Source organism: Streptomyces sp. NPDC002176, assembly GCF_044903645.1.
Taxonomy (GTDB): Bacteria; Actinomycetota; Actinomycetes; order Streptomycetales; family Streptomycetaceae; genus Streptomyces.
This window is the reverse complement of the sequence record NZ_JBJDQW010000003.1, coordinates 977,748-1,001,004: the sequence shown is the minus strand read 5'-3', so window position 1 is coordinate 1,001,004 and position 23,257 is coordinate 977,748. Positions and strand designations below refer to the sequence as shown.

Genomic DNA, 23,257 nt, shown 5'->3' with positions numbered 1-23,257 from the left:
CTTCACGCTGCCTGGCACCCCCCTCGGGCGCCGTGACACCTTACGGTGTCGGCCCGCCCGTCCGCGCGGGCGTTCCGGCTCTCGAAGACGCCCGGATCGCCCTCCGGGTTGCCCGCGCGCGGGGTGCGCGATGATGGGAGGACCTCATATCGCGTTTCCCCGGCGTCCACGCGGCGTCCCGCATCCGGAAAGGTTTCCTCATGGCACCGCGCATCCTGCTGGCCCGGCACGGACAGACGGCCTGGTCGCTGTCCGGCAAGCACACGGGCCGGACCGACGTGCCGCTCCTGGAGGAGGGCCGACGCGGGGCCAAGCTGCTCGGCGAACGGCTGCGGCAGACCCCGCCGGCCGGCTTCGCGGACGTGGAGGTGCGCACCAGCCCGCTGGTCCGCGCGCACGAGACCTGTGAACTGGCCGGGTTCGGCGACCGCGCCGAGGTGTGGGACACGCTCATGGAGTGGGACTACGGCGCCTACGAGGGCATGACCCCGCCCGAGATCCAGGCCGTCCGGCCCGGCTGGCTGATCTGGCGCGACGGCGTCCCCGAGGGCGAGACCCTCGCCGAGGTGACCGCCCGCGCGGACGAGGTCGTGGACTGGGCCCGCTCCGCCGACCGCGACGTGCTGATCTTCGCCCACGGCCACATCCTGCGCTCCATCGGCGCCCGCTGGCTCGGCCTCCCCCTCGACTTCGCGGCCCGCCTCCGCCTCAACCCCACCTCCCTGTCCACCCTCGGCTGGGCCTACGGCGAACCGGCGATCGAGAGCTGGAACGACACGGGACACCTGGCGGGCTAGGGGAACTACCCCCGCCGGGGCCGCGGCAGCGAGGCGTGCCGGTCCAGGAAGTCCGCGACCCCCGTGGCCCGGCGGTGCGGGAGCAGGACGCGGGCGGTGCCCGCCAGCATCGTCTGGATGCGGGACGACTGGACCTGCGCGAGGAGCTCCAGGACCCGCAGACCGGCCGCCGCCGCCTCGTCCGGGTGGCCGTCGCGGGCCAGGTCGTCGGCGAGTTCGGCCGTGTACAGGGCGATGTTGCGGGAGAAGTGCGGGTCCTGGAGCCGGGTCGCGCGGCGGGCGTGCCGGGACGCGCGGCGCCAGTCGCCCAGCGTCGACCAGCACTGCGCCTCGAGACCGGCCAGCTCGGCCTCGCCGTAGAAGCTCATCCACTCCGGGTCGGCGTCGGAGATGCCGCGCCCGAACAGCGCCTGCGCCCGTACGAGCGCCTGCTCGCAGCCGGTGCGGTCCGCGAGCCCCGCCCAGCCGCCCGCCTCGCGCAGCGCGAGCAGCGACATCAGCCGGGGCGAGCCCAGCGGACGGGCGGCCCGCTGCGCGGCCTGCGCCGAGCGGACCGCCTCGCGGGGGCGCCCGGCGTCGCGGGCGAGGAAGGCGGTGTTACAGAAGGCGTGCGCCTCCAGACCCGCGTCCCCGGTCATCCGGGCGGTCGCCAGCGCCTCCGCGTAGTGCGAGCGGGCGTCGTCGAAGCGGCCCGAGTCATGGGCCAGCCAGCCCACCGAGATGGCCAGTTCACCGGCGCCCGAGTGGAGCCGCTCGGCGGTGGTCTGCCGGGTCGCGCCCGCGTCCAGCAGGGCGTACGCGACGCGCAGCGGCTCCGCCGCGCGCCGGTACAGGCCGTCCGCGCCGTGCTTGTCGTCCAGCAGCCGGATGCGCCGGACTGCCTCCTCGACGGCGGCCGCCTCCGACGAACCCGGCCGCCGCGGGGCCGCCGAGGCGTCCGTGGCGATGCCCAGCGGGCCCAGCGCGGCGGCGGTCGCCACCGTGGCACTCGTACCGGTCATGAATGCGCGACGCAGCACGTCGCTCTCCTCGTGGTTCAGGGGGTCGATCGGGTACGGCCGGTGGGCGCCGTACGGGGCGTCGCGGTCGCAGGGGTGCTCGTGCGCGGCCGGGGCCGCGGGGGCGGCGGCCGGGCGGGCGCCCCGCCCGCGCACCGCCGAGCGCGGCGCGAAGCCGAGGTCGGTGAGCGTGCGGCCGGGGAACAGGTGCAGGAACACCCGCTCGTACGCGTAGTTGGGACAGCGGATCTCACCCGCCTCGACTCTCCCGACGTAGCGCGCGTCACAGCTCACCCGCTCGCCGATCTCCCGCGCGGCGCGCCGCACCAGGGCGGCGAACTCCGCCGGGGAACGGCGGCCACGCAGCTGCCGGAAGGCGGTGTTGGGGCGGGGCGGCCGGTCGGGCTGCGCCGAGGTATCGGTTGACGACGCCATGGCCGGTCCTCTCGTGCGAACCGTCGAACCATGCCGGAACAGGGCCCCGCACGGGCATGGTTGCCCGTGTGACACCGTGGGTCCGGCGGGGCAAGAACGTACCCGCTGTGTCCGGCCCGACACGCAGTGTTTAGCTACAAACCGGATATCTCATCCACGATCCGCCATGAACTGCCATCCTTTGCGGCGCACTTGTGCCGTAGCCCTTGACGCGGTCGCACGTTGTACCTCACGGACCGCAACAGGCAGCGTGCTGGAGGCCGGCATGGAGACCCGTCCGAACAACGATCCTTGTCCGGTGCCTTCGTGGTCACGGCAACCCGGCGACGTGGCACCCGACCTGGTCACGGTACCGACCCGCCAGGGCCTGGAGGCCGTCGACATCCTGCGCCGAGAGGCCGCCGAGGGCGTGGGCCCGGTGCTGCACGACGACGGCCGCGACACCCTCGGCTTCCTCGTCCCGCCCGGTACGGCCGGTAGCTGGGACGTGCCGGGCAGCACCTGCGTCCGGACCTCGGGGCGCGGCCTCAGGCTGGCCCCGGAGCCGCCCGTCCAGGGCTCCGACTGGCTGCTGCCGCCCGGCGAGGCCGACCTCGCCACCGACCCCGCGGTGCTGCGCCGGGCGCTCGGCGAGGCGGCCCGGCTCATCGAGGCCGCCGACAGCTGCCGCTGAGCCCCCCGGCCGTGCGGCGGGCCGCCGTGCCACCTGCGAGAATGGCCCGATGGGCAGGTCCAGGGACAACCGGCGCAGGGCGGCCGCCGAAGCCGTGGTGGAGGCCGTCGAGGGCGGCCTCGCGGAACTCATACCCGATCCGGACCGGGCGCGGGCCTGGTCGCTGCTGATCGACGGCGCCCCTCAGTCGCACGTCGACCTCGACGACCCGGCGCACCTGTCCTTCGAGTACCAGCGCCGCATCGGTCATGTCATCGACCTCGTCGCCCCGCCCGGCAAGCCCGTGCACGCCGTGCACCTCGGCGGCGGCGCGCTCACCCTGGCCCGGTACACCGCCGCGACCCGGCCCCGCTCGACCCAGCAGGTGGTGGAGCGTGACGCGGCCCTGGTCCAACTCGTCCGCCGCGAACTCCCCCTGGACCCCGGCGCCCGGATACGGGTGCGCCCGGCCGACGCCCGCGAGGGGCTCGCCAAGGTGCCGGACGGCTGGGCCGACCTGATCGTCGCCGACGTGTTCAGCGGCGCCCGCACCCCGGCCCATCTGACGTCCGCCGAGTTCCTGGACGAGGTCCGCCGCGCACTGCGCCCCGGCGGTGTCTACACCGCCAACCTGGCCGACGGCCCGCCGCTCGCCCACCTGCGCGGCCAGATCGCCACGGCGGCGGCCCGGTTCGCCGAACTCGCCCTGATCGCCGACCCGGCGGTGCTGCGCGGCAAGCGCTTCGGCAACGCCATCCTCGTCGCCTCCGACCTCCCGCTCCCGCTGGCCGAGCTGACCCGCCGCGCCGCCTCCGACCCCCACCCGGCCCGCCTCGAACACGGGCCCAGGCTCACGGACTTCACGGGCGGCGCGGCCCCGGTGACGGACACCTCGGCGGTGGCGTCCCCGGCTCCGCCGCCGTCGGTGTTCCGCTGAGGGGTGCTTTGCCGCCGGTCAGAGCACCGGCGGGCCCGCCTCGACGCGGCGCATGATCGGCGCGAGGCGGTCCAGGTCGGGGCCGTTCTGGTCCTGTCGCTCGTCCCACCAGGTGGCACCGGCGTCCCGCAGGGGGCCGATCAGGTCCCTGACCTTCGCCGCGTCCGTGGGCGTGGCACCGCCGAGCACGAAGTCGAAGGGGCGCTCCTCCCCGGCCGGACGGTGCCGGTTCACGTACTCGATCAGCTCGCGTACCTCCGCCAGGTGCGGCACATGACCGTGCAGGGCGGACTCGAAGAGCGGTACCGCGCCGTCCCACCGTGCCGCCCGCCGCATGGGGGCGCGCTTCGGCCAGAACCCGCCGATCCACACCGGCGGACCGCCCTGCTGGGCGGTGGCGGGCAGCAGCGCCACGTCCCGGACCTCATAGTGCGGGCCCTGGTGGCTGACCGGCTCGCCGGACCAGAAGCGCCCCAGCAACCCCAGCCCCTCGTCCAGCCGTTCGGCGAGCACGGGCGGCTCGGCGGTGTCGCCGAAGCTGGCGTACTCGTCCTTCACCGGACCGCCCAGCCCGGCCGCGAAGGTCACCCGGCCACCGCTGAGCTGGTCCAAGGTGGCCACCTGCCGGGCCAGTTGCTGCGGACGGTAACGCGCGACCGGCGTCAGCAGGGTGCCCAGGCGGATGCGGGAGGTGGCCAGCGCGGCCGCCGTCAGGCGACCGGGCCGTTCAGTACGTCTGCACATCCACGTGCGGTGGTCCGTCGTGCCAGTCGCAGAAGACCGTCACCCGGTCGGTGCTGCGGCTGAACTCGACGCGAATCCACGTCTCCGTCTTGAAGACCTGCATCGACCAGCCGGTCGCCGGTGTCGCGGAGACGAGGGTCGCGCTCACGGGCCCCAGGTCGAACACCGCTCGCCCGCCGCCCGTGTCGTATGCCTTGACGTCGCCGGAGGGGGTGGTGGGGGGCGGGGGAGTGGGGGTGGGCGCGGGGGTGGTGCGGGTCGGGGTGGGGGACGGGGGTGGCGTGGTGCGGCGGGGCGTGGGTGTGGGCCTCCGGGGGGTGGGCGTGGGGGGTGCCGGGGGCCGGGTGGAGGCGTGGGCCGCCGCCTCGGCCGCGGTGATCGGTACGGCGCGCGGGGGGTCGTACGCGGTGCCCGCCATCACCGTGTGCACGCCCCACCAGGACAGCGTGGTCGCCGCCGCGGTGGCCAGCAGCCACGCCAGTACGTGTACGAGTCCTCTGCGCATCGGGGCCATACTGCCTCAGCCGCCACCCGCCGCGCAGGCGGCCCCAGTTGTCCACAGGGAGTTGTCCACAGGCCAACACTTGGCAGGTGCGCATGGCGTACGGTGCGGCGCATGGCAAGTGTGCTCGTGGTCGAGGACGATCAGTTCGTCCGCTCGGCGCTGATCCGGCATCTCACCGACGCCGCCCACGTGGTGCGCAGCGTCGGCACCGCGCTGGAGGCGCTGCGCGAGGTCGCCCATCTCCGGTTCGACGTGGTCATACTCGACCTCGGCCTGCCCGACCTGGACGGCTCCGAGGCGCTGAAGATGCTGCGCGGCATCACCGACGTGCCCGTCATCATCGCCACCGCCCGGGACGACGAGACGGAGATCGTCCGCCTGCTCAACGACGGCGCGGACGACTACCTGACCAAGCCCTTCTCGGTCGAGCACCTCTCCGCCCGCATCGCCGCCGTGCTGCGCCGCTCCCGCTCCGGCGCCGCCGAGGCACCGCCCTCCCCGGTGATCCGGGTCGGCGGCCTCACCGTCGACCCGCTGCGCCGCCAGGCCGAGCTGGACGGCGCCCGACTCGACCTGACGCGGCGCGAGTTCGACCTGCTCGCCTTCCTCGCGGGCCGCCCCGGCGTGGTCGTCCCGCGCAAGGAACTGCTCGCCGAGGTCTGGCAGCAGTCGTACGGCGACGACCAGACCATCGACGTCCATCTGTCCTGGCTCAGACGCAAGCTGGGCGAGACGGCGGCCCGGCCCCGCTATCTGCACACCCTGCGCGGGGTCGGGGTCAAGCTGGAGCCGCCCGCCGTGGGGGAGCCCCGATGAGATGGGCCCTGGTCAAGGTCTGCCTGGCGGTGACCACGATGGTCGTCGTCGCCTTCGCCGTCCCGCTCGGCCTGGTCGTGAAGGAGATGGCCCGCGACCGTGCCTTCGCGGGCGCGGAGCGCGAGGCCGCCGCTGTGGCGCCCGCGCTGTCCATCACCACCGACCGGGGCGAGCTGGAGCGGGTGGTCGCGGCGGCCGGGGCCGACTCCGGGATGTCGGTGCACCTGCCCGCCGACGGCGGCCGGGGCGCCCTCGACCTCGGCCGGGGCAGGGCCGCGGGCCGGGACATCGAGGCCGTGCGCCGGATGGGCCGCGCCTCCACCACCGAGGTCACCGGGGGCTCCGCGCTGCTGCAGCCGGTCGCGCTCGGCTCCGGCGCCATCGCGGTGGTCGAGGTGTGGGTGCCCGAGGCCGCGATGAGCAACGGCGTGGGCACGGCCTGGGCGGTGCTCGCCGCCGTGGGGCTCGCGCTGATCGCCGGGTCCGTCGCGGTCGCCGACCGGCTCGGGGTGCGCATGGTGCGGCCCGCCCGGCGGCTGGTGGAGGGCGCGCACGAACTGGGCGAGGGGCAGCTCGGCGCCCGGGTCCCCGAGGAGGGGCCGACCGAACTGCGGCTCGCGGCCGTCGCGTTCAACTCCATGGCCGACCAGGTCGTCCAGCTCCTCGCCAACGAACGGGAACTGGCGGCCGACCTCTCGCACCGGCTGCGCACCCCGCTCACCGTGCTCCGGCTGAACGCCGCCTCGCTGGGCGCCGGGGCCGCCGCCGACCAGACCCGCGCCGCCGTGGCCCAGCTGGAGGGCGAGGTCGACACGATCATCCGCACCGCCCGCGAGGCCAAGCCGCAGACGGCGGCCGTGGGACCGGGCACGGGCTGTGACGTGGCCGAAGTGGTGCGCGGGCGCATGGAGTTCTGGTCCGCGCTCGCCGAGGACGAGGGCCGCAAGTGGCGGGTGGCCGGTGCCGAGCGGCCGGTACGGGTGCCGGTGGCCCGCGCCGACCTGGCGGCCGCCCTGGACGCCCTGCTCGGCAATGTCTTCCGGCACACCGCCGAGGGCACCGCCTTCGCGGTCGACGTCCACCACGCCGAGGACGCGGTGATCGTGCTGGTCTCCGACGCGGGCCCCGGCATATCCGACCCCCGGGCGGCGATGGCCCGCGGCCGGGGTTCCGGTGCGGCGGGCTCGACCGGGCTCGGCCTGGACATCGTGCGCCGTCTCGCCGAGTCCACGGGCGGTGACGTCCGCATCGGCTCGTCCGTGCTCGGCGGCACCGAGGTGCGGATCTGGCTCCAGCTGGACGCCCGCAAGCCCGCCGGACGCGGCCACCGGGGCGCCGTCCGCAGGCGGCGCAAGCTGATACCCAGCCGCTGAGTGGTCTCGACCTTTAACCGGTCCCGATGCCTTCCTTAAGCGCACCCTAAGCCTGTCAACCGCCGTCCCGGATAAGCAGATTGCCGGATTCCGCATCGATAGCGTGCTGCCACCACCCCCCACCCCCCGCACGAAGGACAGGCACGCCCATGAGCACGCACCGGCGCAGGATCAGTGGCAGGAACAAGGCGATAGGCGGCGTGGTCGCGGCCGCCGTGGCCGGTGGCGGCGCGGTCCTGGTGACCGGGGTCGCGCACGCCGCCGGGGTCGGCGCCGCGTACACCAAGACCAGCGAGTGGTCGACCGGGTACAGCGCCCAGTACGTCGTCACCAACGACACCGGCGCGGCCAAGAAGGACTGGAGCCTGGAGTTCGACCTCCCGGCCGGTGCCAAGCTCGGCTCGCTGTGGAACGCCGAGTCCAGCGTGAGCGGACAGCACGTCACGGTGAAGGCCGCCAAGTGGGACACCGACGGGCTGGCCGCGGGCAAGTCGGTCACCGTCGGCTTCGTCGTCGACGGCGCCGGTGACCCCTCCGGCTGTCGGATCGACGGCTCCGAGTGCGCCGCCGACCCCGCCGCCACCCCCGAGCCCAGCGGCCGCCCCACCGAGCCCGAGACCCCCGCGCCCACCCAGAGCACCCCCAGCCAGCCGGAGACCCCGGTCCCCACCAAGGCCGCGGGCAACGGCACCAAGGGGGCCGCCGGATTCGCCCCGTACGTCGACACCTCGCTCTACCCGGCCTTCGACCTGCTGGGCACCGCCGACGCCACCGGCGTCAAGAACTTCAACCTGGCCTTCGTCACCGACGGCGGCGGCTGCACCCCCAAGTGGGGCGGCGTGAGCGACCTGACCGCCGACGGCGTGGCCGCCCAGATCGGCGACCTGCGCGCCAAGGGCGGTGACGTCCGGGTCTCCTTCGGCGGCGCCTCCGGCTCCGAACTGGCCACCACCTGCTCCTCCGCCGACGCCCTGGCCGCCGCCTACGCCAAGGCCGTCGACGCCTTCAAGCTGACCAAGGTCGACTTCGACGTCGAGGGCGGCGCGCTGCCCAACACCGCCGCCAACACCAAGCGCGCCCAGGCCATCGCCAAGCTCCAGGCCGCCCACCCCGACCTGAACGTCTCCTACACCCTCCCCGTGATGCCCGAGGGCCTCACCCAGGACGGCGTGAACCTGCTGGCCGACGCCAAGGCCAACGGCGTCCGCGTCGACGGCGTCAACATCATGGCGATGGACTACGGCCCGGCGTACAGCGGCGACATGGGCGACTACGCGATCCAGGCGGCGACCGCCACCCAGGCCCAGATCAAGGGCGTGCTCGCGCTCTCCGAGGACGACGCCTGGAAGACGGTCGGCGTCACCCCGATGATCGGCGTCAACGACGTGGCCACCGAGATCTTCAAGGTCGACGACGCCGGTCAGCTGGTCGACTTCGCCAAGTCCAAGGGCATCGGCTCGCTGTCCATGTGGTCCGGCACCCGTGACAAGGCGTGCGACGGCGGCACCAAGCCCACCGCCGACGCCACGTGCAGCTCGATCACCCAGGACAAGTTCGCCTTCTCCAAGGCGTTCGCCGCCTTCAACTAGGCGCGCATGAAAGCGAGGCCCGGCGGTGTCCAGACCGCCGGGCCTCACTCATGTGCCGAAGCTCAGCCCGCCGACTCCACCGACGGCAGCGCGCCGGTGCGGGCCGCCTCGCCGTACCAGCGGGCGCTGGACTTCGGGGTGCGGGCCTGGGTCGCGTAGTCCACGTAGACCGCGCCGAACCGCTTCTCGTAGCCGTAGGACCACTCGAAGTTGTCCAGCAGGGACCACAGGTAGTACCCGCGCACATCGGCGCCGTCGCGCAGGGCGTGGCGGACCGCCGAGAGGTGGGCGTGCAGGTAGGCGACGCGCTCGGGGTCGTGCACCCGGCCGTCCGCGTCCGGCTTGTCGTCGTAGGCGGCGCCGTTCTCCGTGACGTACAGCGGGAGTCCGGGGGCCTCGCGGGTGTAGCGCATCAGCAGGTCGTACAGGCCGGTCGGGTCGACGGTCCAGCCCATCTCGGTGCGCTCGCCGGGGCTCTGGTGGAAGAGCACGTCGTCGGCGCCGGGCCAGGGGGAGTGCGCGCTCGCGCCGTGGCCGTCCGCGCGCGGGCCGCTGACCTTGTCGGTGACCGCCGAGACCAGCGCCGGGGTGTAGTAGTTCAGGCCGAGCGCGTCCAGCGGGGCGTTGGCCGTGGCGAGGTCGCCGTCGAGGACGAAGGACCAGTCGGTGAGCGGGGCCGTCGCGGTGAGCAGGGACTCGGGGTAGGCGCCGTGCAGCATCGGGCCGTGGAAGACGCCGTTGGCCAGGTCGTCGATGCGCCGGGCCGCCGCCAGGTCCGCCGGGTCCTGCGAAACCGGGCGCACCACGGCCGAGTTGAGGCTGACCGCGACCTGGTTGCGGGCGGGCATCGCCGCGCGCAGCGCCGAAGCGCCCAGCCCGTGCGCCAGGTTGAGATGGTGGGCCGCCTTCAGCGAGGCCACCGGGTCGGTACGGCCGGGGGCGTGCACCCCGGAGCCGTAGCCCAGGAAGGCGCTGCACCAGGGCTCGTTGAGGGTGATCCAGTTCTCCACCCGGTCGCCCAGCGCCTCGCCGACGAGGTGCGCGTACTCGGCGAACCGGTGCGCGGTGTCCCGCTCGGGCCAGCCGCCCGCGTCCTCCAGCTCCTGCGGGAGGTCCCAGTGGTAGAGGGTGACGGCGGGCTTGATGCCGTTCGCCAGCAGCTCGTCCACCAGCCGCCGGTAGAAGTCCAGCCCGATCTGCACCGCCGGTCCCCGCCCGGTCGGCTGCACCCGCGACCAGGAGACGGAGAAGCGGTACGCGCCGAGCCCGAGGTCCGCCATGAGGGCCACGTCGTCGCGGTAGCGGTGGTAGTGGTCGACGGCCACGTCACCGGTCTCACCGCCCGCCGTCTTGCCGGGCGTATGACTGAAGGTGTCCCAGATCGAGGGCGTACGGCCGCCCTCGCGCACCGCCCCCTCGATCTGGTACGCGGAGGTCGCCGCCCCCCAGAGGAAGGCCGGCGGGAAGGTGACCTCGGAGGCCACGGGGGAGACCGTGGAGGAGGGGTCGGGCATGGAAGCGCTCCCATCGAGAGTCGGGAAGACGTCGGGAAGACTCGGGGAAAGAGGGGAGGGGCCGGGGCGTCGGTGACCCGGCCCCCTGGGGGTGCTCAGCCCTTGATCGCGCCCTGCATGATGCCGCCCACGATCTGCTTGCCGAACAGCAGGAACGCGATCAGCAGCGGCAGGGTGCCGAGCAGCGCGCCCGCCATGATGACCGCCTGGTCCGGTACATACCCGGTGCCGAGGGCGTTCAGGGCGACCTGCACGGTCGGGTTCTGCTGGTTCAGGGCGATGATCGGCCACAGGAAGTCGTTCCAGGCGAACACGAAGGTCAGCAGGCCGAGCACCGCCATCGCGGGCCGGGCCGCCGGGAACACCACGTGCCAGACGATCCGCAGGCTGCTCGCCCCGTCCACCCGCGCCGCCTCGATCAGCTCGGTCGGCAGCGCCTGCACCAGGTACTGCCGCATGAAGAACGTGCCGAACGCGGTCACCAGGCTCGGCAGGATCACCGTCTGGAGCTGGTTGGACCAGCCGAGGTCGCTCATCCACAGGTACAGCGGGACGACGGCGAGCTGCGGCGGGATCATCATCGTGCCGATGGTCAGCAGCAACAGCAGGCCCGAGAACCGGAACCGCAGCTTGGCGAAGGCGAAACCGGCCAGGGTGGAGAAGACCACCGTACTGACCGTGATCGTGCCCGCGACGATCACCGAGTTGAGCATCGCGACGCCGAGCCCGGCCTGGTCCCAGGCGGTCTCCAGGTTCTTGAACAGGTTGCCGCCGAACCACAGCGGCGGCGGGGCCTGGGCGAGCCGCCGGTCGGTGCGCGAGGCCGCGATCGCCGTCCACACCAGCGGGGCCAGCGAGACCAGCGCGAACACGGTCAGCGCCACGTACGTCACCGGACCGGCGTGCAACTGCTTACCCGCGCCCGTGGCCCGGCGCCAGCCGGTGCGCGCCTTGGGAAGAACGAGGTCACCGGTGGTCATCGGACCTCCTCAGCCAGCGGGTCAGCAGCAGGTTGACGGCGGCGACGATCAGCAGGACCAGGAACATCGTCCACGCGATCGCGGACGCCTTGCCGAGGTTGCCGATGATCCAGCCCTGGTCGTACATGTAGAGCCCGAGCGTCTGGTACTGGTGTTCCGAGCCGCCCTTGGACCCGCTGACCCCGCCGAACAGCAGCGGTTCACCGAAGAGTTGGGTGGCGCCGATGGTCGAGACGACGATCGTGAACAGCACGGTCGGCCGCAGCTGCGGGATCGTCACGTGCCAGAACTGCTGGCGCCGGTTGGCGCCGTCGAGCGCGGCGGACTCGTACAGGTCCGCCGGGATGGCCTGCATCGCGGCCAGGTAGATCAGCGCGTTGTAGCCGGTCCAGCGCCAGATCACGATGCTCGACACCGCGAACCGCGATCCCCAGTCCGATTCACGCCAGTTGATGGCGTCCACCCCGAAGAAGTGGAGAATCCAGTTCACCATGCCGCCGTCCCACGAGTACAGCAGCGTGAACACCAGCGTCGCCGCCGCCACCGAGGTCGCGTACGGGGTCAGCATCACCACGCGCCACACGGTGGAGCCGCGCAGCTTGTAGTTGAGCATGTGGGCCAGCCAGAGCGCCGCCATCAGCTGCGGGACGGTCGAGATCACACCGATGGTGAAGGTGTTCCGCAGCGCGTTCCAGAAGAAGTCCGAGGACAGCAGGTTCTTGTAGTTGGCCAGCCCCGCCCAGCTCTGCTGGTCCAGCGCGGACAGCTGCACGTCGTGCAGCGAGTACCAGACCGTGTACAGCAGCGGAACGAGTGTGAACACACCGAACAGCACGAAGAAGGGGGTCACGAACGCGTACGGCGACGCCTTGGTGTCCCAGCGGTACAGCCGGCTGCGCCAGGAGGGGGCGCCGCCCGGCGCACCGAGACCCCGAGCGCCCCGGACCGCGCCCGGCGGGATGCCGGGCGCGGTCTCGGCGCTCGACGCGGGATGCGCGAGAGCCTCTTTGGAGGTCACTGGCCGAGCACGTCCTTGATCTCCTTGGACGCGGCGTCCCAGCCCTGGGCCGGGGACTTGCCCTTCTGCTCGACCTGGAGGATGCCGATGTCACTGATCGCGCCGTCGATCGGCTTGTCCTTCGGGCCCAGCGGCTGGGCCGGGATGGTCTTCGCCGCGTCGGAGAAGATCTGGGTGAGCGGCGCGCCCGAGAAGTACGCGGTGGTGTCCGCCTGCGGCTTCAGGCCCGCGTACGCCGACGGGGTGGAGGGGAAGCTGGCCTGCTTGGCGAAGACCTTGGCCTGCTGCTCCGGCGCGGTCAGCCACTTGGCCAGCGCGACGGCCTCCTTCTGGTGCTTGCTCGCGGTCGGCACGCCGAGGAAGGAGCCGCCCCAGTTGGACGCGGTCGGCGCCGCCGCCACGTCCCACTTGCCCTTGCCGGAGTCGCCGGCCTTCTCACCGATGTAGCCGAGCATCCAGGCGGGGCAGGCCACCGTGGCGAAGGAGCCGTTGGCGAAGCCCTTGTCCCAGGTGGGGTCGAACTGCTTCAGCTTGGCCGACATGTCGCTGGTCGCCACGCTCATCGCGTCGTCCCAGGCGTCCTTCACACCCTGGGACTTGTCCCAGACGACCTTGCCGTCCTTGTCGTAGTTCCGCTCGGTGGCACCGCCGAGGGAGGCGTTGTACACCGAGGCCGCCGAGTCGACGTACTTGGTGCCCTTGGGCGCCTTCTTCATGTACTGCTTGCCGAGGTCGACGTACTTGGACCAGTCGCCCTTCCACTGCTCGGCGAGCTTGGTGCGGTCGGTGGGCAGACCGGCCTTGGCGAACAGGTCCTTGCGGTAGCAGACCGCCATCGGGCCGATGTCGGTGCCGAGGCCGATGACCTTGCCGTCCTGGGTGGTGGCCTGTGCGGTCTTCCAGTCCAGCCACTGGGACTTGTCGACGTCCTTGCCGATGTCGACGAACTTGGCGGCCTGCGTCTGCACGGCCTCCGTGATGTTGCCGACCTCGATGGCCTGGATGTCGTCGGCGCCCGAACCGGCCTGGAGGCGCGTGAGCACCTTCGGCCAGTACACGTCTGTACGAGTGGTGACGTTCTCCTTGATGTTGATGTCCGGGTGCAGCTTCATGTACTCGTCGTACAGACCGGCCTGCTGGTAGCCGAAGACCCCGAAGGTGCCGACCGTCAGCGTGATGTTGCCCTTGCCGTCGCCGCCGCCCGCGTCCGACGAGCCGTCGTCCGAGTCGCTGGCGCAGCCCGCCAGCAGACCCGTGGCCAGCGCGGCCGCGGCCATCATGGCCACCGTGCCGCGCGACCTGCGGATGCTCGTACGCATTGCGTCCTCCTGTTGCCTGACGTGCCGACCCCCCGGCCAACTGCATGGAAATCGCGTGGATCTGGGCCCGTTCGTACTCGCTGCGGCTCGGGCGGGGAACGTGCGGGTTGTGTAGGTGTCAGGTAGTGTGGGAGCGCTCCCACATGTGATGGGTTGAAGAGTCGTCCGTTCGGGACGGGGTGTCAAGGGAGTGCGCACGGCCAACGCGGTTCAGTTATAGGGCTGTTAACCGGCCACGGGTTTTGGTGCGGACGGCTTGGGCCACTGTTGGACCAGTACGCGGAGAGAGGCGGAGGCCATGACGAGCCACGGAGTGCGGGGCGGCCGAGGCGGCGGGCGGCCGACGCTCGAGGAGGTGGCCGCGCGGGCCGGGGTCGGCCGGGGCACGGTCTCCCGCGTGATCAACGGCTCCCCGCGGGTCAGTGACACCACCCGCGCGGCCGTTCAGGCGGCGGTCGCGGAACTCGGGTACGTCCCCAACACCGCGGCCCGCGCCCTCGCGGCCAACCGCACCGACTCCATCGCGCTGGTCGTGCCCGAGCCGGAGACCCGCTTCTTCGCCGAGCCGTACTTCTCCGACATGCTGCGCGGTGTCGGGGCCGAACTCGCCGACACCGAATGGCAGTTGCTGCTCATCTTCGCGGGCAGCGACCGCAAGCGGCAACGGCTCGCGGACTACCTCTCCGCCCACCGCGTCGACGGCGTCCTCCTGGTCTCCGTGCACGCCGACGACCCGCTGCCCGACCTCCTGGACCGCCTGGAGATCCCGGCCGTGATCAGCGGCCCCCGGTCGGCGGGGGAGACCCTCACCTCGGTCGACTCCGACAACTATGGCGGCGGCCGCTCCGCCGTCGAGCACCTCCTCGCCCGCGGCCGCCGCCGCATCGCCCACATCACCGGCCGCCCCGACGTCTACGGCGCCCAGCGCCGCGTCGACGGCTACCGCGACGCGCTGCGCGACGCGGGCCTGGAGGTCGACGAACTCCTCCTGGAGCCCGGCGACTTCACCGAGGAAGGCGGCCGCCGCGCCATGTCCGCCTTGTTGTCCCGCCGCCCCGACCTCGACGCCGTCTTCGCCGCCTCCGACGTCACCGCGGCCGGCGCCCGCCACTCCCTCCGCGAAGCGGGCCGCCGCATCCCCTCCGACGTCGCCCTCGTCGGCTACGACGACTCCGCCATCGCCCGCCACATGGACCCGCCCCTGACCAGCGTCCGCCAGCCCATAGAGGAAATGGGCCGCGCGATGATCGACCTCCTCCTGTCCGAGATCGCGGACCGGCGACCGGCGGGGACGCGGGGGTTGGAGCGGCGGCATGCGGTGCTGGCTACGGAGTTGGTGGGGCGGGAGTCGTCGTAGGGGACGTTAATCCCTGTCGCCTCAGCGCACTCCGGCTTAGGATCACCGGCAAGGCGGGGTCGTAGCACAGAGGTAGTGCGCCGCGACATCATCTCGGAGGACGTCGGTTCGAATCCGACCGCCCCGCCCCTCAGAGCCAGTTTCCCCGTGCGCGTGCGCTTTGGGGACGGCGCGTTCAGAACGTGGCCGTCCATCCGTCGCGGGTCAGGGTGGTGTTCCCCTCCGGGGTGATGGTGACCTTCGCTCCGTGCACCGGGAGTTCGCCGCGCTCCAGCCACCGTCGGCGGATGTCGTCCAGCAGGTCGTAGAGGCGTCGCGGGCCGCCCTGGTGGACGGTTGCGGTGCGCTCGCCGTGAGCGGTCCGGGCCCGCGCCCAGGAACCATCGGGGTGCAGCATCCACGTCATGCGGCTGCCGTCGTCGCTCGTACCGGTGCGGTGCTCGATGCCGGGTGCGGCCAGGGTGAGCATGGACCGCACCTCCCAGGCCCGCATCACGTCGAGCACGGGGAAGGGGGAAAGGCCGACCTTGCCCTCGTCTTCGCTGGCCGTGGCGAACAGGCCGTCCAGCAGGCCCGGGTAGTCGCTGCCGGTGCGGGTGGCCATGAACGCCGCCCGGTCCCACTCGACTCGGCCGGTCGCGCCGCCGTCCCGGGTCTTGTCGGCGGTGATGATCAGGCCGGTCTCCGCGATGGTGGTGACTAGGCGTCCACCGGTCGGGAGCGCTTGGAGCCAGGTCGCCGGAATGCGCGGCATGGAGACCATGGAGACGATCCGGTCGAAGACGCCGGGGAGAGGCCCGGCTGCGTCACCGGTGACCACCTGCGGGCGGTGACCGATGTAGTCGAGGCGTTCCGCCGCGGCCCCGGTGAGGTAGGAGTCGATGTCCATGGTGGTCACCTGCTCGTCACCGAGGAGGTGGCAGGCGAGCGCGGCGCTGTAGCCGGAGCCGGTGGCCAGGTCCAGGAGGCGGTCACCGGGTGCGACGCGAGCGTGCTCCAGCATGGAGACGACCAGGCCGGGCAACGTGGACGAGGACGTGGGCCTTCCGGTCACGAGGTGGCCGCCCGGTACGTCGTCGGAATGGACGGCGCCGACCCGTGTGACGAGCGTCGCGTCCGTGAAGGCGGCCTCCACCCAGGCCCTCTCGTCCGCCGGGCCGTCCACGCAGGTCCAGCCGCCCGCACCCGCGGTGTACCAGCGAGGCACGAAGACATGCCGGGGAGTGGCGTTGAGAGGCTCCCACCACCGCGAGCCGGGGTGGGTCGCTTCGGCGGCGAGGCCGGCCGCGTACGGCTTCCAGTCCACCTGCATCAGTCGACTCCTCGTAGCTCATCGGCGAGCGCCCGCACGATCGGCAGCCCGGTGTCGGCCGGGGTGACACACCACCCTCTCGACCACGTCTTCGGCCAGGACCTCTGCGTGGCCGCGGCGAAGCTGCTGGGCGAGAACCTTTGCCAGGAGCCCTGGAACTGACGCTCGTCGGACGGCCCTTCTTGAAGAACGCCGAGGATCTTCAGCGCCGCCTTCGCACAGGGACGCACTGCTCGCGGTGACGGTAGGCGTCCGGAGCGACGCCGGTGCCGGACTCGACGGGTATGACGTCGTAGGGCTCGCCGGGCTGGAAGTAGCGGCCGCAGCGGGTGCAGGCGGGGGTGATGTACGAAGGCGGCAGCTCGGGTTCGGCGTTCACTTCCGTCCCTCCAAGCCCGTCCGGGCGCGATCTGCCCGCACGTCGGTGCAGGGGCGACACGCGCGCGGGAACCAACACCGCGGTTCGGTCAGTTGGCCGAAGTCGAGGTAGGCGGTCTCGGCGGTGAGCCGCGTGTCGCACCAGACGCAGATGCGGCCCCGTAGGTGGTCGTCGGACAGGGTGTCGGGTGGGGGGAGTTCCTGAGCGAGAGCGCGCAGCGCCTCTGCGTTGTTCACGTGTTCCTGCCCCAACTCCCGTCTGCCGGAGGCGATGAGAGCGAACACATCTTCGGTGCGGCACAGGTGGTGCCTGTAACGGGGCGGCGTCACCCAGAAGGAGCCGGGCGGACCGGTGACGGTGAGGTCGGGCACGCCGAGGTACGTGCCGTGGCTGAGGAGCGGGGTATCCGGGTCGCCGGTCCAGTCATCCTGGTGGGGGACCAGGGCCCAGTAGGTGGGCCCGAGGGTTCGTACGTCGTGGATGACGGGACCGTCGAAGGCGTCGCCCGCCGCCAGGCTCCCTACGGCGGCGTGGACAAGGTCGCCGGGAATGCGGACGGCATCAAAACGGGAGCCGAGCGGGAGCAGGGCGAGTCCACACCGGGCCCACTCGCGCCGTACCTGCCCGGGGGACTCGTGCGCACCGGCCAGCCAGTCCCGGACGGCGTCGGGGGGATCGCTTCGGGACGGGAGGGTAGCGGGCTGGGTGACGCTGCCGTAGTGCATACGAGCTCCCTCGGAGTTGGTGGGTCCCGGTGACGTTAGGCAGGTGGCTTACGGCGCGGCGAGGAGTGTGCATATTTGTGCGTGAGGTTCGCTCTCCCGTGTATGTCCGTCCCAGGCACTCTTGACGACCTGTTCCGCCCTCACCATGGTGATGCACAGCTCTGCACATCCCGGCGAAGGAGGCAGCGGTGTCATTAGTGTTCATCGGTATCGACCCGAACACGGGAGACCACGAGAGTCCGACGGTGTGGGTCGACCCGGAAGCCAATGAACTGGTCTTCCAGGGGTGGAAGCCGAGCCCGGAACTGCAGGCGGAATGCGCCGCGTTGGAGTTGCCCGGACACGCGGTCGGCATCCCTGAGCACGAGGCCGTGATTCGTATTCGCTGACCTCCTCGCGTCCGCGCAACGCTCGGCCGTCCATCTGGAGATGCGCGACTCCTACGCCGTCGACTACGAGCGCGGGCCCTTCGCCGAATGGCGCGCGGGATTCCGGTACGACCCCGCCGACCGCGCGTCCTGGTGGCGGCCGTGGCTGGACCTGGTGCGGGACACCGTGGCCCGAGGCGTGGTCGTCCGCCGGGCCCGAATCGTGTCCGAGCCGGTGAGCGAGTACACCCGCTTCCTGTACGACAACACCTTCACCAACGTGGCCGCCGGAGAGCAGGTGCGCTGGCTGCCACGTCGTCGGACCGGTGCGATCCCTCTGCCCGCCAACGACTTCTGGGTCATCGACGGTCAGGTGGTCCGCTGGAACCACTTCACCGGGTCGGGCGCGTCCGCGGGCGGGGAGGTCACCGACGACCCCCTGGCGGCGAAGCTGTGCAGCGAAGCCTTCGATACGGTCTGGGCACGAGCCGTTCCACACGACCAGTACGAGATCCGCTGACCCAGCACGCACCCGGACAGGCCAGTTCATGCCCGTTTCCCCGTCGTCAGCCGCCCAGGCGGCACGCGAAGTCGTCGCCCACAGGCTGCGCGACCTGCGCAAGGGCGCCGGGCTGACGGTGGTCGAGCTGGCCGACCGGTGCGGCTGGCACCACGCCAAGACGAGCCGGATCGAGAACGCCCGCACGGCGCCCACCGCTCCGGACATAAGGGCCTGGTGTGCGGCCTGCGGCATACCGGACGAGGCCGACGGACTCGTCGCCCAGTCACTGCACGCGGAGTCCCTCTACACCGAGTGGCGCACCCAGGTCCGGGCCGGGCTCAAGGCACTGCAGGGCAGCGAGCCGCACCTCTTCCGCGACACGGCCCTCTTCCGGGTGTACTCCTCTTCGCTCGTGCCCGGTCTGTTGCAGACGGAGGGGTACGCAGCCGGAGTGCTCGGGATCAGCGCGCGGTTCCGGCACGTTCCCGTGGACGACAGCGCGGCCGCCGCCCGTGCTCGGGTCGAGCGCAGCAGGGTCGTCCATGAGCCCGGCCGCCATTTCGTGTTCGTCGTGGAGGAGCCGGTCCTCCACTACCGCGTCTGCGATACCGAGGCGATGGCCGCGCAGCTCGGCCACCTCCTCACCGCCGGCGCCCTCCCGCAGGTCTCGCTCGGCATCATCCCCGCGAACACGGCACCCCGGCAGCAGTGGCCGCGCGAGACTTTCCACGTCTACGACGACCGCCTCGTCAGCGTCGAGCTGGTGTCGGCCCGCGTACGGATCACGCAGCCGTCGGAGATCGACCTCCACTTGACGGCCTTCGAACAGCTCCGTTCCATGGCCGTCTACGGCGCCGCTGCCCGTACCCTCGTCCGCCGTGCCATCGAGGCGCTGGACCAGCCCCGGGATTAGGAGGTCTGGTCCACCCGTAATTGCAGGAGAGGGGGGCCACCCAGGCCGCGCCGAGGACGATGGTCCCCGCTGTCGCGCCCCGTGAGGAACCGTACGTCCGTGATGTCGGCCATCAGGGGACCCAGGTGCCCGGTGATGTCGGTCATGGTCAGGGGCCAGGCGCGGTCGCGGGGGAGGTGGCGGTTTCGTGCGGACATGACACGCAGGGTCGCAGAGGGAGGTAGCGGCGCGGAAACGACTATGGGGCCGGTCCGTCGAAACGGAGCGGCCCCACAGTCGATCAGGGTGAGTGACGGGACTTGAACCCGCGACTTCCTGGACCACAACCAGGTGCTCTACCAGCTGAGCTACACCCACCACGACCGGCGGTGGAACTTGTCGTTTCCCCGACCGGCCGAGAAGAAGTCTACAGGGTCCCGAGGGGTGCTCGCGCACACGTTTCCGTGCACGCGTTCCCAGGGGGCTACGAAGGCGGTAGGACGTACTTCGCGGCGATGGACTTCGCGGTGTCGGAGTCCGGGCCGGGCTGCGGGACGAAGACGGCCTCGCGGTAGTAGCGCAGCTCGGCGATGGACTCGCGGATGTCGGCCAGCGCCCGGTGGTTGCCGTTCTTCTCCGGGCTGTTGAAGTACGCCCGCGGGTACCAGCGCCGGGCCAGTTCCTTGATCGAGGAGACGTCGACGATGCGGTAGTGGAGGTGGGACTCCAGCGTCGGCATGTCGCGCAGCAGGAAGCCGCGGTCGGTGCCGACGGAGTTGCCGCACAGCGGGGCCTTGCCCGGCTCCTTGACGTGCTCACGGATGTACGCGAGCACCTGCTCCTCGGCGTCGGCCAGCGTCGTGCCCCCGGCCAGCTCCTCCAGCAGCCCGGACGCGGTGTGCATCTGGCGCACCACCTCCGGCATCGTCTCCAGCGCGGAGTCCGGCGGGCGGATGACGATGTCCACCCCTTCGCCGAGCACGTTCAGCTCGGAGTCGGTGACGAGGGCGGCCACCTCGATGAGCGCGTCGTCGGACAGCGAGAGGCCGGTCATCTCGCAGTCGATCCACACCATGCGATCGTTCATGTGTCTCACCTTAAGGGGACCCACGGGCACCTGGACCCGCGCGTACGCACGGAGGAGGAGGTGTGGGAAGGCCGAGCCCTCCCACACCCCCTCACACCGCGATCCTCAGCCGCCCCCGCGCGGCCCCGGCAGCAGACTCACCGCGCCCGCCGTGTGGCGACGGCTCTGCAGCGGGACCCCGCCGTCCCGGTCCGGGTGCAGGACCGAGGGGACCGGGGCCACCGGGCCGTGGCCGGGCAGGCCGGACCCGGCCGGGCCCTGCGGCCCGCCGTGCCGCTCGAACTGCTGCTCCTGCTCGACCGGCCGCTCACCCTGCGGCCTGCGGGCCCGGTAGGCGGCCCGGTAGGTCGCCGGGGACGAGCCCAGCTGGCGGCGGAAGTGCCCGCGCAGCGCGACCGGGGAGCGGAAGCCGCAGCGGCCCGCGACCTCGTCCACCGAGTAGTCGGAGGTCTCCAGCAGCCGCTGCGCCTGCAGCACCCGCTGGGTGATCAGCCACTGCAGCGGCGCGCTGCCGGTGAGCGAGCGGAACCTGCGGTCGAACGTACGGCGGCTCATGTAGGCGCGTGCCGCCAGCGTCTCCACGTCGAACTGCTCGTGGAGGTGTTCCAGCGCCCAGGCGACGACCTCGGCCAGCGGGTCGGCGCCGATCTCCTCGGGTAAAGACCGATCGAGGTAGCGCTCCTGACCGCCGCTGCGGCGGGGCGGTACCACCAGGCGGCGGGCCAGCGCACCGGCGGCCTCGTTGCCGTGGTCCGTCCGCACGATGTGCAGACACAGGTCGATCCCGGCGGCCGTACCGGCCGAGGTGAGCACATCGCCGTCGTCGACGAACAGCTCACGCGGATCGACGTGCACCGACGGATAGCGCTTGGCCAGCGTCGGCGCGTACATCCAGTGGGTGGTGGCCGGGCGGCCGTCCAGCAGGCCGGCCGCGGCCAGGACGAACGCCCCGGTGCACAGGCCGACGATGCGGGCCCCCTCCTCGTGCGCCCGGCGCAGCGCGTCGAGCGCCTCCTCCGGTGGCGGCGAGGTGATCGAGCGCCAGGCCGGTACGACGACCGTGCCCGCGCGGGAGATCGCCTCCAGGCCATGCGGCGCGGTGAGTTCCAGGCCCCCCGTGGTCCGCAGCGGGCCGTCCTCGCCCCCGCACACCAGTAGTCGGTACCGCGGTACTCCGGCGTCCTGGCGGTCGATCCCGAACACCGAAAGCGGTATGGAACTCTCGAAGATGGGGCCGCCGCTGAACAGCAGCACCGCGACGATCTCCTTGCGGCGTCGCCCGGCGAGTTTCCGGACGGTGGCTTCCGGCGCGGCGGTGGAGTCGTGGCTCATACTGCTAAGCCCCCCTCGGTGGTCGCGGCTCCCTTTACGCTTCGGGTCTGTCGCTCCTGCACGTTTCCCCTCGGTCCTGCACGAGTCCCCCGCCGTAAGACATCAAGATCGAAATCTACTGGCTCCCGCGGTCTGCCGGTGGCCAGTTCCACACGCGGTGCATTGTCGACATGACAACTTGGCGTGAAGCATTCGATCACGAAGGGTTGCACTCGTGGGGCGTGCAGGGAAGTACGCCTCTGCGGGGTGGCTAAACCGCATAGGGTGCGACGGGTCGGGCGACCCCTGTTTGTCCAGGTGGAACGGGGGTTGAGGGGTGGTTGGGACCCCTCCGGAGCGATATTAGGAACTTGGCTGAAAACCAACGTTCGAGGGGGTGGAAACCGGTCAGTCGACCGGTGTACTGGCTCTCGTGTGATCTGCGACTCCCCGCGCGGCCTCCCGCAGCGAGCGCACCAGCAGCGACCGGCAGGCACCGGTGGCGGCGGCCAGTCCCAGCCCCGCCCCCACGGCTACCGTCGGCGCCGTCCCGCACCACAGCAGGACCACCGGCACCAGTACGCAGCTGAAGACCGCCCAGCGGATCACCTCGCGCGCGGCGTCCGTGCCGGGGCGCGGGCCGGGCGCGGAGCGCGGTACGGGGCGGGGTGCGGGCATCTGCGGGCTCCCTGGGGGCGGCGGTTCAGGGGGTTCAACGCGCGGACGGCCGGACGGTCACCCCCTCGGCGACAGGTCCCGGCAAACCGCCTGTACGGGGCAGCGACCATTGCGTAAGGGGCGCCGCTCGTGCATGCTCCCTGGAACCCCTCGGGACGTCCCGGAGGGCCGCTCACGGAGCGTGTGCGCGAACTGCGACTGGGAGGCGTGCCGCCGTACCCTTGGGGGTATGGGCAGGGGAAGACGTTTCCCGGACACAGCTCCGCCGCACGATGTCCCCCTCCATACAAGGATCACGACGCCGAGACAGCCATGGCCGGTCACGAATTCTTCGAACCCGCGGACCGCAAGCGGCCGGTAGCCGAACCCACGGCGGCCGAACCCCTGGCGGCTGAAGAGTCACGCCCATCCTGCGATCCCGCCTTCCGGCACGGAGTGGTCGTCGGCTTCGACGGCTCCACCTCCAGCGAGCGCGCCCTCGCCTACGCCGTCGGCATGGCCCACCGCTCCGGTTCGGGCCTGATCATCGTCCATGTGGCCAACCGGCTGCCCACCACGGTCTGGGCCGGGTGCGAGCCGCCCGTCTTCGTGGACGTCCCGGACCACCGCACCGAGGTGCTCGGTCTGGAGCTGGCCTGCGCCGACCACTTGAGCGAGGTGCCGTGGATTCTCGTGGAGCGCGGCGGCGACATCTGCCATGAGCTGGAGGAGGTCGGGCGGGAGTACGAGGCGGACGCGATCGTCGTCGGCTCCACGCACGGCATCGCCGGGCGGATCTTCGGCTCGGTCGCCGGACGGCTCACCAAGCGGGCCCGGCGGCCCGTCATCGTGATCCCCTGAGCCTCAACTCCCCCTGGTGGCACACCGGTTCGCGCTCAGTGAGGCTACTCGCGCGTAGAGGTGTTCCCCGTCCCCCTGCCGGGCATACAACGGCCGACGCCGCAGGTGAGTCGTGCTGTCGACCGGTGG

The 23,257-nt window shown here is 72.0% G+C and carries 25 protein-coding genes and 1 tRNA gene; 11 read left to right on the top strand and 15 right to left on the bottom strand.

Annotation, left to right across the window (positions count from 1 at the left end; all coding sequences use genetic code 11):
- Positions 1-200: 200 nt before the first annotated feature.
- Positions 201-797, top strand: coding sequence for a histidine phosphatase family protein (locus ACI2LY_RS18390; RefSeq protein WP_404708032.1), 597 nt, complete (start codon positions 201-203; stop codon positions 795-797).
- Positions 798-802: 5 nt separating this feature from the next.
- On the opposite strand, the gene ACI2LY_RS18385 is transcribed toward ACI2LY_RS18390, so the two are convergent.
- Complete coding sequence (locus tag ACI2LY_RS18385) at positions 803-2,230, bottom strand: hypothetical protein (RefSeq protein ID WP_404708031.1); 1,428 nt, start codon at positions 2,228-2,230, stop codon at positions 803-805.
- A gap of 265 nt (positions 2,231-2,495) precedes the next feature.
- Here ACI2LY_RS18385 and ACI2LY_RS18380 point away from each other — a divergent pair, with 265 nt between their 5' ends.
- Both ACI2LY_RS18380 and ACI2LY_RS18375 read left to right on the top strand, forming a co-directional pair.
- The gene (locus ACI2LY_RS18380) at positions 2,496-2,903 is read left to right on the top strand and encodes a hypothetical protein (protein ID WP_404708030.1); all 408 of its coding nucleotides are present in this window, start codon (positions 2,496-2,498) and stop codon (positions 2,901-2,903) included.
- Positions 2,904-2,952: 49 nt separating this feature from the next.
- Positions 2,953-3,819 carry a spermidine synthase gene (locus ACI2LY_RS18375; protein ID WP_404708029.1) on the top strand — a complete coding sequence of 289 codons (867 nt, stop codon included), beginning with the start codon at positions 2,953-2,955 and terminating at the stop codon, positions 3,817-3,819.
- Between the two features lie 18 nt (positions 3,820-3,837).
- Here ACI2LY_RS18375 and ACI2LY_RS18370 read toward each other — a convergent pair whose 3' ends face one another.
- The gene (locus ACI2LY_RS18370) at positions 3,838-4,563 is read right to left on the bottom strand and encodes an LLM class flavin-dependent oxidoreductase (RefSeq protein WP_404708028.1); all 726 of its coding nucleotides are present in this window, start codon (positions 4,561-4,563) and stop codon (positions 3,838-3,840) included.
- Positions 4,547-5,068, bottom strand: a complete 522-nt coding sequence (locus ACI2LY_RS18365; protein WP_404708027.1) for a hypothetical protein — start codon at positions 5,066-5,068, stop codon at positions 4,547-4,549. Before ACI2LY_RS18365 ends, ACI2LY_RS18370 begins: the two co-directional genes overlap by 17 nt.
- Before the next feature lie 111 nt (positions 5,069-5,179).
- On the opposite strand from ACI2LY_RS18365, the gene ACI2LY_RS18360 reads away from it, so the two are divergent.
- From ACI2LY_RS18360 to ACI2LY_RS18350, 3 genes are all read left to right on the top strand, one after another.
- Positions 5,180-5,884 (top strand): response regulator transcription factor, encoded by a 705-nt coding sequence (locus ACI2LY_RS18360; protein WP_393913696.1) that lies wholly within the window; start codon positions 5,180-5,182, stop codon positions 5,882-5,884.
- Positions 5,881-7,257: a sensor histidine kinase gene (locus ACI2LY_RS18355; protein WP_393913695.1), complete on the top strand. Its 1,377-nt coding sequence runs from the start codon at positions 5,881-5,883 to the stop codon at positions 7,255-7,257. Before ACI2LY_RS18360 ends, ACI2LY_RS18355 begins: the two co-directional genes overlap by 4 nt.
- 149 nt (positions 7,258-7,406) lie before the next feature.
- Positions 7,407-8,846 (top strand): cellulose binding domain-containing protein, encoded by a 1,440-nt coding sequence (locus ACI2LY_RS18350; protein ID WP_404708026.1) that lies wholly within the window; start codon positions 7,407-7,409, stop codon positions 8,844-8,846.
- Between the two features lie 62 nt (positions 8,847-8,908).
- Here the strand turns inward: ACI2LY_RS18350 and ACI2LY_RS18345 are convergent, their stop codons facing one another.
- The 4 genes from ACI2LY_RS18345 to ACI2LY_RS18330 form a co-directional block, all read right to left on the bottom strand.
- Complete coding sequence (locus tag ACI2LY_RS18345) at positions 8,909-10,360, bottom strand: GH1 family beta-glucosidase (protein WP_404708025.1); 1,452 nt, start codon at positions 10,358-10,360, stop codon at positions 8,909-8,911.
- Between the two features lie 95 nt (positions 10,361-10,455).
- Positions 10,456-11,340: a carbohydrate ABC transporter permease gene (locus tag ACI2LY_RS18340; RefSeq protein ID WP_404708024.1), complete on the bottom strand. Its 885-nt coding sequence runs from the start codon at positions 11,338-11,340 to the stop codon at positions 10,456-10,458.
- Entirely contained in the window at positions 11,327-12,358 is a 1,032-nt protein-coding gene (locus ACI2LY_RS18335) for a carbohydrate ABC transporter permease (protein WP_404708023.1), read from the bottom strand. Before ACI2LY_RS18335 ends, ACI2LY_RS18340 begins: the two co-directional genes overlap by 14 nt.
- Positions 12,355-13,677, bottom strand: a complete 1,323-nt coding sequence (locus tag ACI2LY_RS18330) for an ABC transporter substrate-binding protein (protein ID WP_404708022.1) — start codon at positions 13,675-13,677, stop codon at positions 12,355-12,357. Before ACI2LY_RS18330 ends, ACI2LY_RS18335 begins: the two co-directional genes overlap by 4 nt.
- Positions 13,678-13,975: 298 nt before the next feature.
- Here ACI2LY_RS18330 and ACI2LY_RS18325 point away from each other — a divergent pair, with 298 nt between their 5' ends.
- The gene (locus tag ACI2LY_RS18325) at positions 13,976-15,034 is read left to right on the top strand and encodes a LacI family DNA-binding transcriptional regulator (RefSeq protein WP_393913689.1); all 1,059 of its coding nucleotides are present in this window, start codon (positions 13,976-13,978) and stop codon (positions 15,032-15,034) included.
- A 175-nt stretch (positions 15,035-15,209) separates the two neighbouring features.
- On the opposite strand, the gene ACI2LY_RS18320 is transcribed toward ACI2LY_RS18325, so the two are convergent.
- The 3 genes from ACI2LY_RS18320 to ACI2LY_RS18310 form a co-directional block, all read right to left on the bottom strand.
- Positions 15,210-16,346, bottom strand: coding sequence for a protein-L-isoaspartate(D-aspartate) O-methyltransferase (locus ACI2LY_RS18320; RefSeq protein ID WP_404708021.1), 1,137 nt, complete (start codon positions 16,344-16,346; stop codon positions 15,210-15,212).
- A gap of 202 nt (positions 16,347-16,548) precedes the next feature.
- A complete protein-coding gene (locus tag ACI2LY_RS18315) occupies positions 16,549-16,725 on the bottom strand; it encodes a hypothetical protein (RefSeq protein WP_404708020.1) in 177 nt (58 codons plus the stop codon).
- Positions 16,722-17,450, bottom strand: a complete 729-nt coding sequence (locus ACI2LY_RS18310; RefSeq protein ID WP_404708019.1) for a hypothetical protein — start codon at positions 17,448-17,450, stop codon at positions 16,722-16,724. The genes ACI2LY_RS18315 and ACI2LY_RS18310 overlap by 4 nt, the downstream gene beginning before the upstream one ends.
- A 188-nt stretch (positions 17,451-17,638) precedes the next feature.
- Here ACI2LY_RS18310 and ACI2LY_RS18305 point away from each other — a divergent pair, with 188 nt between their 5' ends.
- Genes ACI2LY_RS18305 through ACI2LY_RS18295 form a run of 3 tightly spaced genes read left to right on the top strand, consistent with a single transcriptional unit; the run spans position 17,639 to position 19,233 of the window.
- Complete coding sequence (locus ACI2LY_RS18305) at positions 17,639-17,839, top strand: hypothetical protein (protein ID WP_404708018.1); 201 nt, start codon at positions 17,639-17,641, stop codon at positions 17,837-17,839.
- Positions 17,840-17,879: 40 nt separating this feature from the next.
- Positions 17,880-18,338, top strand: coding sequence for a DUF6879 family protein (locus ACI2LY_RS18300; RefSeq protein WP_404708017.1), 459 nt, complete (start codon positions 17,880-17,882; stop codon positions 18,336-18,338).
- A gap of 28 nt (positions 18,339-18,366) precedes the next feature.
- A complete protein-coding gene (locus ACI2LY_RS18295; protein ID WP_404708016.1) occupies positions 18,367-19,233 on the top strand; it encodes a helix-turn-helix domain-containing protein in 867 nt (288 codons plus the stop codon).
- Here the strand turns inward: ACI2LY_RS18295 and ACI2LY_RS18290 are convergent.
- The 5 genes from ACI2LY_RS18290 to ACI2LY_RS18270 all read right to left on the bottom strand — a co-directional run bounded on the left by ACI2LY_RS18290 (position 19,230) and on the right by ACI2LY_RS18270 (position 22,288).
- Positions 19,230-19,430: a hypothetical protein gene (locus ACI2LY_RS18290; RefSeq protein WP_404708015.1), complete on the bottom strand. Its 201-nt coding sequence runs from the start codon at positions 19,428-19,430 to the stop codon at positions 19,230-19,232. The two genes, ACI2LY_RS18295 and ACI2LY_RS18290, sit on opposite strands and share 4 nt — an antisense overlap.
- Positions 19,431-19,517: 87 nt before the next feature.
- Positions 19,518-19,590 (bottom strand) — tRNA-His (locus ACI2LY_RS18285).
- Positions 19,591-19,696: 106 nt separating this feature from the next.
- Positions 19,697-20,299 carry an oligoribonuclease gene (orn, locus tag ACI2LY_RS18280; protein WP_393913681.1) on the bottom strand — a complete coding sequence of 201 codons (603 nt, stop codon included), beginning with the start codon at positions 20,297-20,299 and terminating at the stop codon, positions 19,697-19,699.
- Positions 20,300-20,404: 105 nt separating this feature from the next.
- On the bottom strand, positions 20,405-21,631 hold the full coding sequence (locus tag ACI2LY_RS18275) for a GlxA family transcriptional regulator (RefSeq protein WP_388993989.1): 1,227 nt from the start codon (positions 21,629-21,631) through the stop codon (positions 20,405-20,407).
- 387 nt (positions 21,632-22,018) lie between these two features.
- The gene (locus ACI2LY_RS18270) at positions 22,019-22,288 is read right to left on the bottom strand and encodes a hypothetical protein (protein WP_404708014.1); all 270 of its coding nucleotides are present in this window, start codon (positions 22,286-22,288) and stop codon (positions 22,019-22,021) included.
- Between the two features lie 312 nt (positions 22,289-22,600).
- Between ACI2LY_RS18270 and ACI2LY_RS18265 the strand changes: the two genes are divergently transcribed.
- Complete coding sequence (locus tag ACI2LY_RS18265) at positions 22,601-23,128, top strand: universal stress protein (RefSeq protein ID WP_388993983.1); 528 nt, start codon at positions 22,601-22,603, stop codon at positions 23,126-23,128.
- Positions 23,129-23,257 lie beyond the last annotated feature (129 nt).

Coding starts and splice junctions, on each gene's coding strand:
- ACI2LY_RS18275 (WP_388993989.1), bottom strand. CDS start 21,631: ATGAGCCACGACTCCACCGCCGCGCCGGAAGCCACCGTCCGGAAACTC.
- ACI2LY_RS18370 (WP_404708028.1), bottom strand. CDS start 4,563: ATGTGCAGACGTACTGAACGGCCCGGTCGCCTGACGGCGGCCGCGCTG.
- ACI2LY_RS18270 (WP_404708014.1), bottom strand. CDS start 22,288: ATGCCCGCACCCCGCCCCGTACCGCGCTCCGCGCCCGGCCCGCGCCCC.
- orn (WP_393913681.1), bottom strand. CDS start 20,299: ATGAACGATCGCATGGTGTGGATCGACTGCGAGATGACCGGCCTCTCG.
- ACI2LY_RS18265 (WP_388993983.1), top strand. CDS start 22,601: ATGGCCGGTCACGAATTCTTCGAACCCGCGGACCGCAAGCGGCCGGTA.
- ACI2LY_RS18310 (WP_404708019.1), bottom strand. CDS start 17,450: ATGCACTACGGCAGCGTCACCCAGCCCGCTACCCTCCCGTCCCGAAGC.
- ACI2LY_RS18375 (WP_404708029.1), top strand. CDS start 2,953: ATGGGCAGGTCCAGGGACAACCGGCGCAGGGCGGCCGCCGAAGCCGTG.
- ACI2LY_RS18300 (WP_404708017.1), top strand. CDS start 17,880: ATGCGCGACTCCTACGCCGTCGACTACGAGCGCGGGCCCTTCGCCGAA.
- ACI2LY_RS18390 (WP_404708032.1), top strand. CDS start 201: ATGGCACCGCGCATCCTGCTGGCCCGGCACGGACAGACGGCCTGGTCG.
- ACI2LY_RS18325 (WP_393913689.1), top strand. CDS start 13,976: ATGACGAGCCACGGAGTGCGGGGCGGCCGAGGCGGCGGGCGGCCGACG.
- ACI2LY_RS18340 (WP_404708024.1), bottom strand. CDS start 11,340: ATGACCACCGGTGACCTCGTTCTTCCCAAGGCGCGCACCGGCTGGCGC.
- ACI2LY_RS18365 (WP_404708027.1), bottom strand. CDS start 5,068: ATGCGCAGAGGACTCGTACACGTACTGGCGTGGCTGCTGGCCACCGCG.
- ACI2LY_RS18385 (WP_404708031.1), bottom strand. CDS start 2,230: ATGGCGTCGTCAACCGATACCTCGGCGCAGCCCGACCGGCCGCCCCGC.
- ACI2LY_RS18360 (WP_393913696.1), top strand. CDS start 5,180: ATGGCAAGTGTGCTCGTGGTCGAGGACGATCAGTTCGTCCGCTCGGCG.
- ACI2LY_RS18380 (WP_404708030.1), top strand. CDS start 2,496: ATGGAGACCCGTCCGAACAACGATCCTTGTCCGGTGCCTTCGTGGTCA.
- ACI2LY_RS18355 (WP_393913695.1), top strand. CDS start 5,881: ATGAGATGGGCCCTGGTCAAGGTCTGCCTGGCGGTGACCACGATGGTC.
- ACI2LY_RS18295 (WP_404708016.1), top strand. CDS start 18,367: ATGCCCGTTTCCCCGTCGTCAGCCGCCCAGGCGGCACGCGAAGTCGTC.
- ACI2LY_RS18330 (WP_404708022.1), bottom strand. CDS start 13,677: ATGCGTACGAGCATCCGCAGGTCGCGCGGCACGGTGGCCATGATGGCC.
- ACI2LY_RS18320 (WP_404708021.1), bottom strand. CDS start 16,346: ATGCAGGTGGACTGGAAGCCGTACGCGGCCGGCCTCGCCGCCGAAGCG.
- ACI2LY_RS18350 (WP_404708026.1), top strand. CDS start 7,407: ATGAGCACGCACCGGCGCAGGATCAGTGGCAGGAACAAGGCGATAGGC.
- ACI2LY_RS18290 (WP_404708015.1), bottom strand. CDS start 19,430: ATGTCCGCACGAAACCGCCACCTCCCCCGCGACCGCGCCTGGCCCCTG.
- ACI2LY_RS18345 (WP_404708025.1), bottom strand. CDS start 10,360: ATGCCCGACCCCTCCTCCACGGTCTCCCCCGTGGCCTCCGAGGTCACC.